Below are 15,022 nucleotides of genomic sequence, written 5' to 3' on the forward strand. Positions count from 1 at the left end.
GCCCCGACCGACATCAGGGGGCGGTGCGGACCGGTTGCCGGTAGAACAGATGGGCGCCGATGGCGGCGGTGCGCGGAAAGCGATGCGCCCATGAGGGGCGGACGCTGGTCGTGTGGAAATGCGTGGCGCCCTTGGTCAGCGCGCGCGGCGCACCCGAGAGCATCAGCGCGGCGATCTTGCCCGCCCGGTGCCAGGCGGCCTTTTCCCCGATCGTGTCGGGCTTGCCGTCGCAGACAAAGCTGAACTGGCAGCCGCCGCCGCCCGACTGCCCGACGACCGCGCAGACCGAGTTGGGATAGGCCGGGCTGTCGACACGGTTCAGCACCACCTCGGCAACGGCGAACTGGCCCGGCAGCGTTTCGCCCCGCGCCTCGAAATAGACCGCGCGCGACAGGCATTCCCAATCGCGGCCCCCGGTCTTGGGCGATTGCGAGGCGAGCCAGACGTCATCGTAGCGCAGCCCGGCGGGATCGGTGGCAGGACGGGCCGGACGCGCGGCCAGGGCATCGGGCGGCAGGGCGGCAAGCGCGTTGCGTTCGGCGCCCAGCAATGCTGCAAGATGCGCGCCACCTGCCGGAACAGGCGCGTTCGCGCGGCTGAGCGTCGCATCGGCCTGCGCCAGCGAGGCAAACACCGTCATCGTCGCGGCAATGAGCGCCGCCCGGCAATTCAAGGTAAGCATCACGTCTGGCCCCCCGACCGAACGCGGCGGAGTTGACCCCGTCCGCAAGCAGCGCAAAGCCATAAGCCAGAAAGATCAATGAGTCCACGCGATGTTGCAAAACTGCAACATCACACGCATTCGCTTCGGCAGATTCCCGCCGAAACCGGCACACACCGTTGCCGGACCGGAACCGATCGCGTGCCGGGGGTCAGGACTGTGCCGGGCGGTCCAACAGCGCAATATGCGCCGCCGCCAGCCGCGCCAGCGGAACGCGGTAGGGCGAACACGAGACATAGTCGAAAGCGGCCTTGCGGCAGAAGGCAATCGATTCGGGGTTTCCGCCATGTTCGCCGCAGATCGACAGGATCAGATCGCCCCGCGTGGCCCTTCCGCGCCCGGCCCCGACCAGCAGCAGCTCGCCCACCCCGTCGACATCGAGCACATGGAACGGGTCCTCGGGGAATACCCCCTGCTGGACATAGGTGTTCATGAACTTGCCCGCGTCGTCGCGCGACAGGCCGTAGGTCATCTGGGTCAGGTCGTTCGTGCCGAAGGACAGGAACGAGGCATGCTGCGCGATCTCGCCGGCGCGCAGCGCGGCGCGCGGTGTCTCCACCATCACCCCCAGCCGATAGGCGAAATCCGCGCGGGTCTGGGTGCGCACCATGGCGGCCACCGCATCGACGCGGGTCTTGACCAGTTCGACCTCTCGCCGCGCGCTGACCAGCGGGATCATCACCTCGGGCACGACGGTGGCACCGCGGCGGCCAACCTCGACCGTCGCCTCGAAGATCGCCTGCGCCTGCATGTCGTAGATCTCGGGCAGAACGACACCCAGCCTGACGCCGCGCATGCCCAGCATCGGGTTGAACTCGGCCAGGGCCTCGGCCCGGCGCGTCACCTCGGACAGCGGGCGGTCAAGCGCCTCGGCCAGCTCGCGCAGACCTTCGCGGCCCTGCGGCAGGAATTCGTGCAGCGGCGGGTCGAACAGGCGGATGCAGACCGGCAGACCCTGCATGATCTCGAACAGCTGCACGAAATCGGCGCGCTGCATCGGCAGGAGCCGGGCCAGCGAGGCGGCGCGGTCCTTGGGCGTGTCGGCAAAGATCATCTCGCGCATGGCGACAAGGCGATCTTCCTCGAAGAACATGTGTTCCGTGCGGCACAGGCCGATGCCCTGCGCCTTGAAGGCGCGGGCGGTCTGGGCATCGGCGGGGGTGTCGGCGTTGGCGCGGATGCCGATGTCGCGGAACGTGTCGGCCCAGCCCAGCAGCCGGTCGAAGGCGTCGTCCAGGGCGGGGGGCAGCATGTCGGCGGCACCGGCCAGCACCTCGCCCGTCGTGCCGTCCACGGTGATGATGTCGCCCTCGCGGAAGATCCGGCCATCCCGGGCGACGATCCGCCGTTCCCTGTTGTCGAACCGCAGATCCGAGGCGCCGACGATGCAGGGCAACCCGAGCCCCCGCCCGATCACCGCCGCGTGGCTGGTCATGCCGCCGCGTTCGGTCAGCACGCCGGCAGAGGAATGCATGCCCCGGATATCCTCGGGGCTGGTCTCGCGCCGCACCAGGATGCAGGGCTCGCCGCGCGAGGCACTTGCCTGCGCCGCAGCGGACGAGAACACGATCCGCCCCGTCGCGGCCCCGGGACTGGCCGCAATGCCGCGCGCAAAGACATCGCGCGGGCTGCGCGGGTCCACCTGGGGGTGCAGAAGCTCGGACAGGGCCCGCGGCTCGACGCGCAGCACGGCCTCATCCCGGCCGATCACCCCGTCGTCGGCCAGAGCCACGGCGATGCGCAGCGATGCGCGCGACGACCGGACCACCTTGATCGCGTCGATCACCGCCAGCCGTCCACCCTCGATGGTGAACTCGATCTGCATCTCCTCGCGCAGCCGCTGACGGCAGATCGCGCCGTGGCGGAGCAGGTCGGCGAACACCGCGGGCGCCAGATCCTCGAGCGAGGGGCCGCGCGGATCGCGGGTCAGATACATCGCCTCGGTGCGGTTCAGGGCGTCGCGGCCCTGGCTCTGCGCCAGATAGCGGCCGGTCACCTGCGGGTGGCCGGTCACCGGATCGACGAACTGGACCACGCCCGAACCGGAAAGCCCCGGCCCGAACCCCTGCGCCATGGCCTGCACCACAAGGCCCAGCGGTGCCTCGGCGGGGGCACCCTTGGCCTGTCGCAGCAGGCGGGCCGACGTGCCTTCCCAGGCGCGGGCCATCGACCGCAACACGCCCATCAGTTGCGCGGCGGGGTCGTCGGGGAAGGGTTCGTCCATCTCGGCCTCATAGGCCGCGAGCGCCCGGGTCAGGCTGTCGCCCGTGGGGGTCAGCCCTTCGAACCGGTCGGGGTCGAGCCGGGCGACGTTGATCGCATAGCCCTGCACGAACCGCAGGTACAGCGCATCGGCCGCCTGCTGGCCATGGCTTTCCGCGAGCAGCGCGTGGCGCGCGGCGTTCAGCCCGATGTTCAGCACGGTCGAGGGCCCGCCCCATTCCGGCCGCTGCGGCGAGGGGCGCACCGAAACCAGGGGCGCCGCGCCGAAATGCCCGAGGATCGCGCCGCAGTCGACCGGCTGGCCGGCGGCGATGGCCCGCACCGAGGCGGCCGGGAGTGCGACCGTCACCGGCACCGGCAGGTCAAGCCGGATCAGCCGTTGCAGGCATTTGGCACGCCAGCCGTGGGTTTCGGGGCTGATCCGCGCCGTGGGGGTGACCGCGGCGAATTCGGGCGGGGCTTCGAATTTCTGCACTGCGGCACCTTTTCTGTCTGGTGCAGCATACACCTGTCGGGCCGTCACGCAAGCGCAACGGTCGCACGCGGCGATGGCCAACCCCCGCGCGCCCGTTGGATATTCCAAGACAGAATAAGGGGTTATCCCTCGATCCGGGTCAGGTCGGCAACCTGGGCACAGGTGGCGCGGATGCGGTGCAGCAGGTTCAGGCGGTTGCGGCGGATCACCGGGTTCGCCACATTCACCTGCACGGCGGTAAAGAAGGCGTCGATGGGCGCGCGCAAGGCGGCCATGTGGGACATGGCGGCGGCGAAATCCTCGGCCGCCATGGCGGGGGCGATCTGCGCCTCGGCGGCATCGAGCGCGGCGAAGAGCGCGGTTTCCTCGGGCGTCTCGGCCAGCTTCGGATCGGGACCGTAGGAGTACTCGACGCCATCCTTCGCTTCCGCCTGCGTCAGGATGTTGTTGGCGCGCTTGAAGCCCTGAAGGAGGTTCGCGCCGTCGTCGGTCTTCAGGGTGGCGGACAGGGCGTCAGCGCGGCGGACGAGGAGGGTGAGGTCGCAGTTCCCCTCCATGGCGAGGCAGGCGTCGATGATGTCGTGGCGGATGCCCTGATCCTTGAGATAAACCTTGAGGCGATCATGCACAAAGTCCCGCAGGCTGTCGCTGATGCTGGGGTTGTGATCGCGGATCAGGGGCAACCAGTCAGCCGCCTCTGGCTGCACCTCGGCGACAAGGTCGCGCGTCGCGTCGCCGAACATGCCCTGCGCGACCGCCACAGACAGGATCGCTTCAAGGCGTGCAGCCTGGACGGGGTTCGGCCCGATCTGGTGCCGCAGAACCTGAACATCCGCGAGGCGGTCGATGGACAGGCGCAGCGCGTTGGCCAGAACCAACCGGATCACCCCCAGTGCCGCCCGGCGCAGCGCGAAGGGGTCCTTGCTGCCCGTCGGCTTCTCGTCGATGGCCCAGAACCCGGTCAGCGTGTCGATCTTGTCGGCAAGGGCCACGGCCACCGTCACCGGGTCGGTGGGCACGGCATCGGACGGGCCCAGCGGGGAATAGTGGTCGCGGGCGGCATCGGCAATCTCGGGCGCCTCGCCCGCGGCAAGCGCATAGTAGCGGCCCATGACGCCCTGAAGCTCGGGGAATTCGCCCACCATGGCCGACCGCAGGTCCAGCTTGGCCAGCCGCGCGGCGCGGTCGGCCATCTCGGGGTCGGCCCCCACCACGGGTGCAATCTCGCGCGAAAGGGCCGCGATGCGGGCGATGCGGTCGGCCTGGCTGCCCAGCCTGTTGTGGAAGGTCACGGCCCTGAGCCCCTCGGCCCAGTCGCCCATGCCAGCCCTGGCCACGCGCAGGTCGCCATCCCAGAAGAACCGCGCGTCCGACAGCCGCGCCGCAAGCACCTTCTGGTTGCCCGCCAGGATGGTCGCACCATGGTCGGCGGTCTCCATGTTGGCGACCGTCACGAAGCCCTCGATCCGCCCCGTCGCGGGGTTGCGGACCGAAAAGAACTTCTGGTGCTCGCGCATCGAGGTTTGCAGCACCTCGGGCGGCAGGTGCAGGAAATCGTCGGCGATCCGGCCCATCAGCACGACAGGCCATTCCACCAGCCCCGCGACCTCGGCCAGCAGCGACGCATCGGGCACGACCTCCAGCCCCCGTGCAAAGGCCATCTGGGTGGCGTCGTGCCAGATCGCCGCCTCACGTTCGGCCGCATCCAGCACGACATGGGCGCGGGCGAGCCTGGCGCGGTAGTCATCGAAGCCCGTGACAGCGAAACGGCCGGGCGACAGGAAGCGGTGGCCCTCGGTCGTGTTGCCCGCGGTCAGGTGATCGACCGTCAGGGGCACCGTCTCGGCGCCCGCCTCGGTCGTCAGCAGGCAGAGGATCGCGCGGAGCGGCCGCACCCAGCGAAGCGACCCTGCCCCCCACCGCATCGACTTGGGCCAGGGGAAGGTGCGGATGACCTGTTCCACCACCTCGGCCACGATCGCGGCGGCCGGACGGCCGGGCTTGCGGGTGACGGCAAAGAATACCTGCGCCTTCCTGTCGTCACGGATGACAAGCTGGTCGCGGGTCAGGCCGGTGGACCGCAGGAAGCCCTCGATGGCGGCCTCGGGCGCGTCGGTCCGCGGGCCCTTGCGTTCCTCGGTCAGGGCGGGGCTTTCGGCGGTCAGCCCCTCGACCGCCAGCGTCAGGCGGCGCGGGGTCGAGAAGGCACCGGCCGAAACATAGGTCAGTCCGGCCTGCACCAGCCCTTCGGTCACCAGGCGGCGCAGGTCGTCGCGCGCGCGGGCCTGCATCCGGGCGGGGATTTCCTCGGAGAACAGTTCAAGGAGGAGATCGGGCATGGCGTCAGTATCCGGTGCTGGGTTCGGGGCGGGCAGGCGGCGGCGGGCAGCCCTCGGGCAGGGGCTTGCCGTCGAACAGTTCTGCGCCGCAGGGGTTGATCTGGGGCCAGACGAAGATGCGGCCGTCGGGAAAGGCGGCCAGCACCCGGTCGACGCCCCAGGGGCTGTGTTCGGCGGCAAAGAACGCCCGCGCCTCGCCGCGTTCGAGCGCACCGCCGATCTCGGCGGCGTCGAAGCACGCGAACCAGCCCGGCGCGGTCAGCGGCACGGCGGCGGGATGGGCGCGCGCGTCGGCTGGCAGGTCGCCCGCCAGCCGGGCGCAGGCGCGGAAGCGGATGGGCGAGCTGTCGCTGTCGATCCCCTCGAATGCGCCCACCGCCAGGGGGACGGGTCCGGCATCGGTGACCACGGTCAGCATCGCCTCGGGCGACGCCGGGTCGAGCGTGCGGTAGTAGCCGTAGACCTGCAGGTAATACATGCCGCCGCCCGCAAGGACGGCCGAGGCGATGAGAACGATGGCGAGGAAACGGCCCATGTCAGGCCGCAACCCCCGCATCGGTCGTGACGAAGGCATCGGCGCAGGCCTTGGCCAGGGCACGGACCCGGCCGATGTAGGCCTGCCGTTCGGTGACCGAGATCACGCCCCGCGCGTCCAGCAGGTTGAACAGGTGGCTGGCCTTGATGCACTGGTCATAGGCAGGATGCGCCATCACGATGCGACGGCCGGTGCGCGGGTCCTCGGCCGGGGCGGCAAGAAGCCGGGCACATTCCGACTCGGCATCCTCGAAATGCCGCAGAAGCTGCGCCGTATCGGCGGCATCGAAGTTGTGGCGGCTGTATTCCTGTTCGGTCTGGCGGAAGATATCGCCATAGGTCAGCGGAATGGGCGACTGGGGGTCGTTGAACGGCATGTCCATGACATGCGCCACCCCGAGAACATACATGGCCAGACGCTCCAGCCCATAGGTCAGTTCGCCCGAGACGGGCCGACAGTCGTGCCCGCCGACCTGCTGGAAATAGGTGAACTGGGACACCTCCATGCCATCGCACCACACCTCCCAGCCAAGGCCCCAGGCACCGAGGGTCGGGCTTTCCCAGTCATCCTCGACAAACCGGATGTCGTGCAGGGCGGGGTCGATGCCGATGGCCCGAAGCGATCCGATGTAGAGTTCCTGCAAATCCTCGGGCGAGGGTTTGATGATGACCTGATACTGGTAGTAGTGCTGCAGGCGGTTCGGGTTCTCGCCATAGCGCCCGTCGGTCGGGCGGCGCGAGGGCTGGACATAGGCCGCGGCCCACGGGCGCGCGCCGAGCGCGCGCAGCGTGGTCGCCGGATGAAAGGTGCCGGCCCCCACCTCCATGTCATAGGGTTGCAGGATGGCGCAGCCCTGCGCACCCCAGTAGGACTGTAGCCGCAGGATGATCTCCTGAAAGCTGCGGGGCGCGGCGGGGAACTGCTGCATCGGAACACCCTGTCGGATTGGCGCCCCTTCCATAGGCAGGCAGGGGGGGATGGTCAATGCGGCGCCCGGGCAGCGCCGGGGGAGGGCATCCGCGCCACGGGGGATGTCACAATCGCCGGAACGGGGCCGGAACCGCTGGAAATCATCGGCAAACTGTGGTTTCCGGCCAGAATGACCGTTTCGAAGGAATTTCCGTTCATGCGCCTGTCGCGGCTGGTTGCCTGTATCGCCATCGTCCTTTCGTTGACCCTGCTCCTGCCCGTCACCGCACGCGCCCAGACCGCCCCGCTGTTCTGGGTGCAGATCGAGGCGCAGCCCGGCCTTGCCGACGCCGAGACGCGGGCTCGTGCCTGGGCGCAGGTGTTCCCGGATGTCGCCGGGTTCCGCATGGCCTCGGGGTGGTATGCCATTTCGCTGGGCCCCTACACCCGCGAGGGTGCCGCCGAACGGCTGGCGACGCTGCGGGCCGACAACCTGATCCCGGGCGACAGCTTCCTTGCCGGAGGCGAGGTGTATCGCGCGGCATTCTGGCCGGTGGGCGGGCAGCCGCCAGCCGCCCCGGTCGAGGTGCCGGCCGCGCCACCGCCGGCGACCGGGCCGGTCGTCGTGGCCCCCCTGCCCGAACCCGGCGCCGCGCCCGCCCCCGAGGTCGCGGCACCGGTGGTGCCGCCGGAAGAGACCCTGGCCGAGGCCCGCGCCGCCGAGGGGCGGCTGAACCGCGAGGAACGGCAGGCCATCCAGTCGGCGCTGCAATGGGCCGGGTTCTATACCTCGGCGATCGACGGCGCATTCGGGCCCGGAACGCGCGGGTCGATCACCGCCTGGCAGACTGCGCGGGGGGTCGAGGCCACCGGCTATCTGACCACCCGGCAGCGCGAGACGCTTCTGGGCGAGCGGGCCGCGCTTGAATCGGCGCTTGGCCTGTCCTCGGTGGCGGAACCCGAGGCCGGGATCGAGATTTCCCTGCCGCTGCGGCACGTCGCCTTCGATGGCTATGCGCCCCCCTTCGTGAACTATGCGGAACGCGGCGACAGCGGCCTGCGCGTCGTGCTGATCAGCCAGCCGGGCGACGCGGGGTCGCTGCGCGGGCTTTATGACCTGCTGCAATCGCTGGAGGTCGTGCCGATGCAGGGCGCCCGCGCCCTGTCGGACCGCAGCTTTTCGATCGAGGCGGCAAACGAACGGGTGGCGTCGCAGACCTATGCCGAGCTTTCGCAGGGCCTGATCAAGGGCTGGATGCTGATCTGGGAACCGCAGGCCGCCGACCTTGCGGCGCAGGTGCTGCCGCTGATGAAGGCCAGTTTCAAGGCCACCGGACGCCGGGCGCTCGACCCCAATCTGGTGCCGCTGGACGGCGGCACGCAGGCGGCGATGCTGGCGGGGATGGAGGTTCGGCGTCCGGCGCTGTCGCGGTCGGGTTTCTATGTCTCGTCGACCGGCGACGTGGCCACAACCACCGACGCACTACAGGGCTGCGCGCGGCTGACCATTGACCGCACGACCGAGGCACGGGTGGCCTTTGCCGATGCGGCACTGGGGCTGGCGGTGCTGACGCCTGCCGCGCCGCTGGCGCCTCCGGCGGTTGCCGCGCTGTCGGCCCAGTCGCCGCGCCCGGGGGGCGAGGTCGCGCTGGCCGGGTATTCCTATGAGGATGCGCTGCCTGCCCCGGCGCTGACCTTCGGATCGCTGGCGCAGGCCACCGGACTGAACGGCGAGGCCGACCTGCGGCGCCTGGCGATCGCCGCGCTGCCCGGCGATGCCGGGGGGCCGGTGCTGGACGGGTCGGGTGCGGTTCTGGGGATGCTGCTGCCGGGCGATGGCGACGCGGCGCGGCAGCTTCCGCCAGGTGTCACGTTTGCCCTCTCGGCCGAGCGCATCGCGGCGCGGCTGGCCGAGGCCGGGGTTGCCACACTGGCGGCCATCGCGGGCGGCGCGCTGTCGCCCGAAGACCTGACGCAGCGCGCGACACGGATGACCGTGCTGGTATCCTGCTGGAAGTGACGGCCGTCAGGCCCGCCAGAACCCCCGCAGGAACAGCACATAGACCGACAGCAGTTCCAGCCGCCCCAGGATCATGCCGATGATCATCAGCACCTTGGCGGCGGCCGGAAAGCCCTCGATCGACCCGGTCGGCCCCACCCCCGCGCCGAACACAGGTCCGACGTTGGCCACCGCCGTCCAGGCGGCGGTGACGGCGGTGCGGGTGGACAGGCCGGTCAGCGACAGCAGAACGGCGATCACGCCGAAGGTCAGGATGAACAGCGTGAAGAACAGGATGACCGAATCGATCACCTCCTTGTCCACCCGCCTCCCGTCATAGCGCACCGCGACCACGGCCGAGGGATTGGTCAGCCGCGCGATCTGCACCTTCACCGCCTCGAACAGGATGAGATAGCGGAACACCTTGACCGAGCAGCCGGTCGAAGACGTGCAGCCCCCGATCAGGCCCACGGCGATCAGGACGACAAAGGGGAACGGTCCCCAGGCGGTGACATCGGCGCTGGCATAGCCCGTCCCGGAAAAGACCGAAACCACGTTGAAGGTGGTTTCCCGCAACGCGGGCAGGAACGAGGCCCCGAGCGCCGCCATGCGGTAGGCGACGATCACACCCACGGCATAGGCCGTCCACCGGATGTAGGCCCGCACCTGCACATCGCGGAACAGCGGCCGGGGATCGCCCTGCATCAGCTGGACGAAGCGGATGAAGGACAGCGACGCGAGGATCTGGAACGCCGCAGAAATGTATTCCAGCGGCCCGCTGAACACCGCGAATGACGCGTCGTAGTTCGAGAATCCGCCGGTCGAGATCGAGGTCAGGGCGTGCATCACCGCGTCGAAGCCGTTCATCCCGAAGGCGAAATAGGAAAGCGCGCAGGCCAGGGTCAGCACCACGTAGATCTGGATCAGCGCCGACGAGATGTCGAGCGCGCGGGGCAGGATCTTGCCCAGCGTGTCGAAGCCTTCCGAGCGGAAGAACTGCATCCCGCCGACCTTCATCACCGGCAGGAAGATCATCGCGACGATGACGATCCCGAGCCCGCCCAGCCATTGCAGGATGCCGCGCCACAGGTTGGTGCCCAGGGGCAGCCCGTCGAGATGCGGAAAGGCGGTGGTGCCGGTGGTCGTCATGCCCGACACGCTTTCGAAGGCGGCGTCGATATAGGGCACGTCGGGGGCGCCGAACACGAAGGGCAGCGCGCCGAAGGCCGGCAGGGCCACCCAGACGCCGGTGGTCAGCACGAAGCTCTGCTGCAGGGTCAGCCCGCGCCCCGCCCCGTTGGCACAGGCCAGGGCAAGCACCGCTCCGGTGACGCATGAGATGACCGCCGCCTCGAGGAAGGCCAGCCAGTTCGGATCGCCCGCCATGTAGTCGAGCGCCATGGGAAAGACCATCATCGCGCCCATGACGGCGACCAGAAGGCCGATGACGTATCCGACGGGGCGCAGGTCGATCATGCGCGGCAGGCTTTGCCGCGGGCCCCCCGGGTGTCAAGCCCTGTGCCGTGCCCTGCCCTCGGCCAGTGGGGGTCCGCTCGGCCGCAGCGCGAACCCGGACGGGGCGAAGGCACCTGCTGCCCACGTGATCGTGGGCGGGGCAAGCACGCCGCCCTCGACCGCACCGGGCCAGTTCGCAAAATGGCCGGCATGATCAAGGACCCGTCGAATCGGCAGAAATGCTGTTCATTTTCAATGACTTGCGAGATAGTGTCCCGGCACGCCGACACATCCCCGCCGATCCGGCGCGCGTGCAGGCAGCAGCCCGTCGCGCCCCGGGCTACCGGCGGAACAGAACCTCCTGGGCCTTGCGATCCGTCGCGATGTCGTTGCGCTTTTCGGCACCTACGGCGCGACCCGCGATGACACCAGGGCGCGCCGCCAGCGCGTCGAGCCAGCGCGCGAGGTTCGGCTTGTCCTCCAGCGTCTGTTCCTGCCCCTGCCAGAGGCTTGCCCAGGGCCAGATCGCGAAATCGGCGATCGACAGGAAATCGCCCGCCACGAACTCCGCCCGGGCAAGTTGCCGGTCGAGCACGCCGTAAAGCCGCGCCACCTCGGACCGGTAGCGGCCCTTGGCGTAGGGCAGGTCGTTCGGCGGGTCCATGGCGGGCGCGTATTTCAGGAAGTGATGCGCCTGCCCCGCCATCGGCCCGACGCCGCCCATCTGCCACATCAGCCATTGGTCCACGGCGATCCTGTCGCGCTCGGTCGCGCCGTAGAATCGGCCGGACTTGCGCGCGAAGTATTGAAGGATCGCACCGGATTCGAAGATCGACACCGGCGCGCCATCCGGCCCTTCGGGATCGACGATGGCGGGCATCCGGTTGTTCGGGGCGATTGCCAGGAATTCGGGGCGGAACTGCTCGCCCTTGCCGATGTTCACGTAGTGAACGGTGTAGGGATATTCCATCTCCTCCAGGGCGATGGTGATCTTCCAGCCATTCGGGGTGGGCCAATAGTGCAGGTCGATGGGGGCGGGCATGGGCAAATCCTCTCGCGGTTGCCCTTACTGTGCCGCAATCCGGCCCGGGGGCAAGGGTGCGCGCGGCAGGATGCGCGACCATCGGGGGGCGGTGTCGGAGGGCAGCGCCCCGCGCAGCAGCCCGAGAGGCAGGCGGTCGGGCTGGTGCAGGAAGGCACGATACAGCGGAAACAGCCCCGGGCGCATGTAGGCCGACCAGTGACAGACCAGCCGGCTTGCGGGCGCTACAGGATAGCCCAGCGATGCCAGTCCCTTGCGATGTGCGGCACCGTCGATCTGCAGCGTCGCGCAGTGCGGCAGGTGCAGCCCCGCGCCCAGCGTCGGGCCATGCCGCCGCCCGATCAGCGTCTCGAACAGGAAATCGAAGGCATCATTCTCGCGGCTGGTGACGTTCAGCACCTCGGTCGCGCGGCCGGCCGGGGTCATCAGCGCGGCCTTCGCGCGTTCACGGAACTCTGCGCCCGACAGAAGCACGATGCGCCCGACATCGCCCGGCGCCAGCCCGTGCAGCGCCGCGAGCGCCACCCGCGCGCCCAGGCTGTGCGCGATCAGGTTGACGCGGCCCGCACCCGCGCCGCGCAGCCCGCGGACCAGCGACCCGAGCGCGTCGCCCGCCTGTTCCGCCCGTTCATGCGCCTGCCAGAGCGTGCCGCTCCCGCGCCAGCCGAAGCCCACCGCCACCCCCGGCGCGCCCCGGCCATAGCCCAGCCTGCGCGGCCAGGACAGGCCACCCCGGGGTGACAGCGCGAAGATGTCCGCGTTCGGATCGCGGCGCGGATCGTCGGGCGTGTAGCGGAACCCGTGGATCATCACCGTGACCGGCGCCCCGGCCCGCAGGTGCGGCGCAATGCCGGGCGGCAGCCCGTCGCCGCATGTTCCGGCATTCACCGCGACAACCGTCATGGGACGGCACCTTTCCTGCCCGGGGGGTTCCCCCATTGATTTCAGGTTCTTGTAAGGTGCCGCCGCAAAGGCCCGGTGAAGCGGGCGTGACGGATGGGTAACGATCGGGCCATCCGGGGCCATTGACGGCGGCGCGGGGCGGGATTAGACGGCGGGCGTGGCGCTTTGTGACCGGATTGCGGGCCACGTTAAACAAACCGCTAAAAGGGTGACGGGCATCGCCCCGGAACCTCTTGGTTTCCGGGGCTTTTTGATGGCCGGAGGGCTGCCGTGACCGACCCGTGGAAAACCCGCACCGCCCTTGTTCACCAAGGCAGCCGCCGCAGCCAGTATGGCGAGATGGCCGAGGCGATCTTCCTTACGCAGGGCTTTGCCTATGACAGCGCCGAACAGGCCGAGGCGCGCTTCATCAAGGCGGGCGAGGACGAGTTCATCTATGCCCGCTACGGCAACCCCACGGTGCGGATGTTCGAGGAACGGATCGCGGCGATCGAGGGGACCGAGGATGCCTTTGCCACCGCCAGCGGCATGGCGGCGGTCAACGGGGCGCTGATGGCGATGCTGCGGGCGGGGGACCATGTCGTGTCGGCCCGCGCGCTGTTCGGGTCATGCCTTTATATTCTCGAGGAAATCCTGCCGCGCTACGGGGTGCGGGTGACGTTTGTCGACGGGTCGGACCTTGACCAGTGGCGCGCGGCGGTGACGCCGGGGACGAAGGCCGTGTTTTTCGAGACCATGTCGAACCCGACCCTGCAACTTGTTGACATTGCTTCGGTTTCCGAGATCGCCCATGCCGCAGGTGCGCTGGTGGTGGCCGACAACGTGTTTGCCACGCCGATCTTCAGCCGGGCCGTCGAGCAGGGGGCGGATGTGGTGGTCTATTCCGCCACCAAGCATATCGACGGTCAGGGCCGTGCCCTGGGGGGCGTGGTCTGCGGCACAAGGGAATGGGTGCGGAAGGTTCTGGAACCCTACATGAAGCATACCGGCGGCTCGATGAGCCCGTTCACCGCCTGGATCATGCTGAACGGGATGGCCACGCTGGACCTGCGCTGCCGGGCCATGGCCGAGAGCGCGGCTGTCATTGCGAAGGCGCTGGAATCGCACGGGAAAATAACGCGGCTGATCTATCCGGGGCTGCCGTCGCACCCGCAGCACGGCCTGGCCATGGCGCAGATGGGATCGGGCGGGACCATGCTGTCCTTCGACATCGCCGGGGGCAAGGAAGCCGCGTTCCGGTTCATGAATGCGCTGGAAATCATCAAGATTTCCAACAACCTGGGCGATGCGAAGTCGATCGCCACGCATCCCGCCACGACGACGCACCAGCGGTTGCCGCAGGACCAGAAGGACGCGCTGGGCATCACGCCCGGGCTGATCCGCCTGTCGGTGGGGCTGGAGGATGCGGGCGACCTGATCGCCGACCTGACGGCGGCGCTGGAGACCGCCTGACGGCGTATGGCATCCGTCCCGCGGGCGTCGGTCTTGCGTATGGCATCCGTCCCGACAGGGCGCGCGGCGGATTAACGAACCGTGAGGCCGCACGCCCGCCGGGGAAAGCCCCGGCGGAATGCAAAACGCCGCCCCGGGGGGCGGCGTCGAAGGCTGCGGCGATGCGGCCCGTATCAGAAGCCGAGGCCCGCGTACTTGTTCTTGAACTTCGACACGCGGCCGCCGGTGTCCATCAGCTTGGCGGTCTGGCCAGTCCAGGCGGGATGCGACAGCGGGTCGATGTCGAGCGCCATCTGGTCGCCCGCCTTGCCCCAGGTCGTGCGGGTGCGGAACACGGTGCCGTCGGTCATCTTGACGTCGATGAAGTGATAGTCGGGATGGATGCCCTTTTTCATCGCGCTTACTCCGCCTTTTCCTTGTAGTTGCTGTTCTCGGCGATGCGGGCGGACTTGCCGCGGCGCGACCGCAGGTAATAGAGCTTGGCCCGGCGCACCCGGCCGCGGCGCACGACCTCGATCGAGTCGATGTTGGTCGAGTAGAGCGGGAACACCCGTTCCACACCCTCGCCGAAGGAGATCTTGCGCACCGTGAAGCTGGCCGAGATGGTGGCCCCGCCCGCGCGTGCGATGCAGACGCCTTCGTAGTTCTGCACGCGGCTGCGCGTGCCTTCGGTCACCTTGTAGCCGACGCGGATCGTGTCGCCGGCCTTGAAATCCGGGATGGTCTTGCCGAGGGCGGCGATCTGTTCCGCCTCGATCTGAGCGATCAGGTTCATGCCTGGTCCTTTCACTGCCTGCGGTTCATTCCGCAGAGGTGGTGCGGCCTTAGAGCTTCCCGTGGCGGGGGGCGCGGGCCATGCCGGTTGCATGGGGGCCCTGGGAAGGTGAGGCGCGCGTTTCTGGTCGTTCCGCCCGCCCGGCCGGGACATCCGGTCAGGGACGGCACGGCAAAAGGAAAGCGGCCCGGCGG

Annotated in this window: 12 protein-coding genes and 1 riboswitch; of the genes, 2 read left to right on the plus strand and 10 right to left on the minus strand. The window is 69.2% G+C overall.

Going from position 1 to position 15,022, the window contains the following annotated elements:
• Positions 1-13: 13 nt before the first annotated feature.
• The 5 genes from KF887_16360 to KF887_16380 form a co-directional block, all read right to left on the minus strand.
• Complete coding sequence (locus KF887_16360) at positions 14-682, minus strand: cell wall hydrolase (GenBank protein QYK40947.1); 669 nt, start codon at positions 680-682, stop codon at positions 14-16.
• Between the two features lie 190 nt (positions 683-872).
• Positions 873-3,419 (minus strand): pyruvate, phosphate dikinase, encoded by a 2,547-nt coding sequence (locus KF887_16365; protein ID QYK40948.1) that lies wholly within the window; start codon positions 3,417-3,419, stop codon positions 873-875.
• Between the two features lie 122 nt (positions 3,420-3,541).
• Positions 3,542-5,758 (minus strand): glycine--tRNA ligase subunit beta, encoded by a 2,217-nt coding sequence (gene glyS / locus KF887_16370; protein QYK40949.1) that lies wholly within the window; start codon positions 5,756-5,758, stop codon positions 3,542-3,544.
• A 4-nt stretch (positions 5,759-5,762) separates the two neighbouring features.
• Positions 5,763-6,293, minus strand: coding sequence for a histidine kinase (locus KF887_16375; GenBank protein ID QYK40950.1), 531 nt, complete (start codon positions 6,291-6,293; stop codon positions 5,763-5,765).
• Between the two features lies 1 nt (position 6,294).
• Positions 6,295-7,221 (minus strand): glycine--tRNA ligase subunit alpha, encoded by a 927-nt coding sequence (locus KF887_16380; GenBank protein ID QYK40951.1) that lies wholly within the window; start codon positions 7,219-7,221, stop codon positions 6,295-6,297.
• A gap of 198 nt (positions 7,222-7,419) precedes the next feature.
• Between KF887_16380 and KF887_16385 the strand changes: the two genes are divergently transcribed.
• Positions 7,420-9,222: a peptidoglycan-binding protein gene (locus tag KF887_16385; protein ID QYK43620.1), complete on the plus strand. Its 1,803-nt coding sequence runs from the start codon at positions 7,420-7,422 to the stop codon at positions 9,220-9,222.
• Positions 9,223-9,228: 6 nt separating this feature from the next.
• On the opposite strand, the gene KF887_16390 is transcribed toward KF887_16385, so the two are convergent.
• The 3 genes from KF887_16390 to KF887_16400 all read right to left on the minus strand — a co-directional run bounded on the left by KF887_16390 (position 9,229) and on the right by KF887_16400 (position 12,601).
• Positions 9,229-10,677: a TrkH family potassium uptake protein gene (locus tag KF887_16390; GenBank protein ID QYK40952.1), complete on the minus strand. Its 1,449-nt coding sequence runs from the start codon at positions 10,675-10,677 to the stop codon at positions 9,229-9,231.
• A gap of 319 nt (positions 10,678-10,996) precedes the next feature.
• Entirely contained in the window at positions 10,997-11,698 is a 702-nt protein-coding gene (locus KF887_16395) for a glutathione S-transferase N-terminal domain-containing protein (protein ID QYK40953.1), read from the minus strand.
• A 24-nt stretch (positions 11,699-11,722) separates the two neighbouring features.
• Positions 11,723-12,601, minus strand: a complete 879-nt coding sequence (locus tag KF887_16400) for an alpha/beta hydrolase (GenBank protein ID QYK40954.1) — start codon at positions 12,599-12,601, stop codon at positions 11,723-11,725.
• A 147-nt stretch (positions 12,602-12,748) separates the two neighbouring features.
• Positions 12,749-12,826, plus strand: a riboswitch (SAM riboswitch).
• A gap of 45 nt (positions 12,827-12,871) precedes the next feature.
• Here KF887_16400 and metZ point away from each other — a divergent pair.
• Positions 12,872-14,053 carry an O-succinylhomoserine sulfhydrylase gene (gene metZ / locus KF887_16405; GenBank protein QYK40955.1) on the plus strand — a complete coding sequence of 394 codons (1,182 nt, stop codon included), beginning with the start codon at positions 12,872-12,874 and terminating at the stop codon, positions 14,051-14,053.
• A gap of 173 nt (positions 14,054-14,226) precedes the next feature.
• On the opposite strand, the gene rpmE is transcribed toward metZ, so the two are convergent.
• Together rpmE and rplS are read right to left on the minus strand one after the other, a co-directional pair.
• The gene (rpmE, locus tag KF887_16410; protein QYK40956.1) at positions 14,227-14,448 is read right to left on the minus strand and encodes a 50S ribosomal protein L31; all 222 of its coding nucleotides are present in this window, start codon (positions 14,446-14,448) and stop codon (positions 14,227-14,229) included.
• 5 nt (positions 14,449-14,453) lie between these two features.
• On the minus strand, positions 14,454-14,828 hold the full coding sequence (rplS, locus tag KF887_16415) for a 50S ribosomal protein L19 (GenBank protein ID QYK40957.1): 375 nt from the start codon (positions 14,826-14,828) through the stop codon (positions 14,454-14,456).
• Positions 14,829-15,022: the final 194 nt, after the last annotated feature.

This window comes from Paracoccaceae bacterium (genome assembly GCA_019454225.1).
GTDB lineage: Bacteria > Pseudomonadota > Alphaproteobacteria > Rhodobacterales > Rhodobacteraceae.

Bases quoted from the DNA above. Each gene is read 5' to 3' on its own strand.
- KF887_16360 (QYK40947.1), bottom strand. From the start codon at position 682: ATGCTTACCTTGAATTGCCGGGCGGCGCTCATTGCCGCGACGATGACG.
- glyS (QYK40949.1), bottom strand. From the start codon at position 5,758: ATGCCCGATCTCCTCCTTGAACTGTTCTCCGAGGAAATCCCCGCCCGG.
- KF887_16375 (QYK40950.1), bottom strand. From the start codon at position 6,293: ATGGGCCGTTTCCTCGCCATCGTTCTCATCGCCTCGGCCGTCCTTGCG.
- KF887_16380 (QYK40951.1), bottom strand. From the start codon at position 7,221: ATGCAGCAGTTCCCCGCCGCGCCCCGCAGCTTTCAGGAGATCATCCTG.
- KF887_16385 (QYK43620.1), top strand. From the start codon at position 7,420: ATGCGCCTGTCGCGGCTGGTTGCCTGTATCGCCATCGTCCTTTCGTTG.
- KF887_16390 (QYK40952.1), bottom strand. From the start codon at position 10,677: ATGATCGACCTGCGCCCCGTCGGATACGTCATCGGCCTTCTGGTCGCC.
- KF887_16395 (QYK40953.1), bottom strand. From the start codon at position 11,698: ATGCCCGCCCCCATCGACCTGCACTATTGGCCCACCCCGAATGGCTGG.
- KF887_16400 (QYK40954.1), bottom strand. From the start codon at position 12,601: ATGACGGTTGTCGCGGTGAATGCCGGAACATGCGGCGACGGGCTGCCG.
- rpmE (QYK40956.1), bottom strand. From the start codon at position 14,448: ATGAAAAAGGGCATCCATCCCGACTATCACTTCATCGACGTCAAGATG.
- rplS (QYK40957.1), bottom strand. From the start codon at position 14,828: ATGAACCTGATCGCTCAGATCGAGGCGGAACAGATCGCCGCCCTCGGC.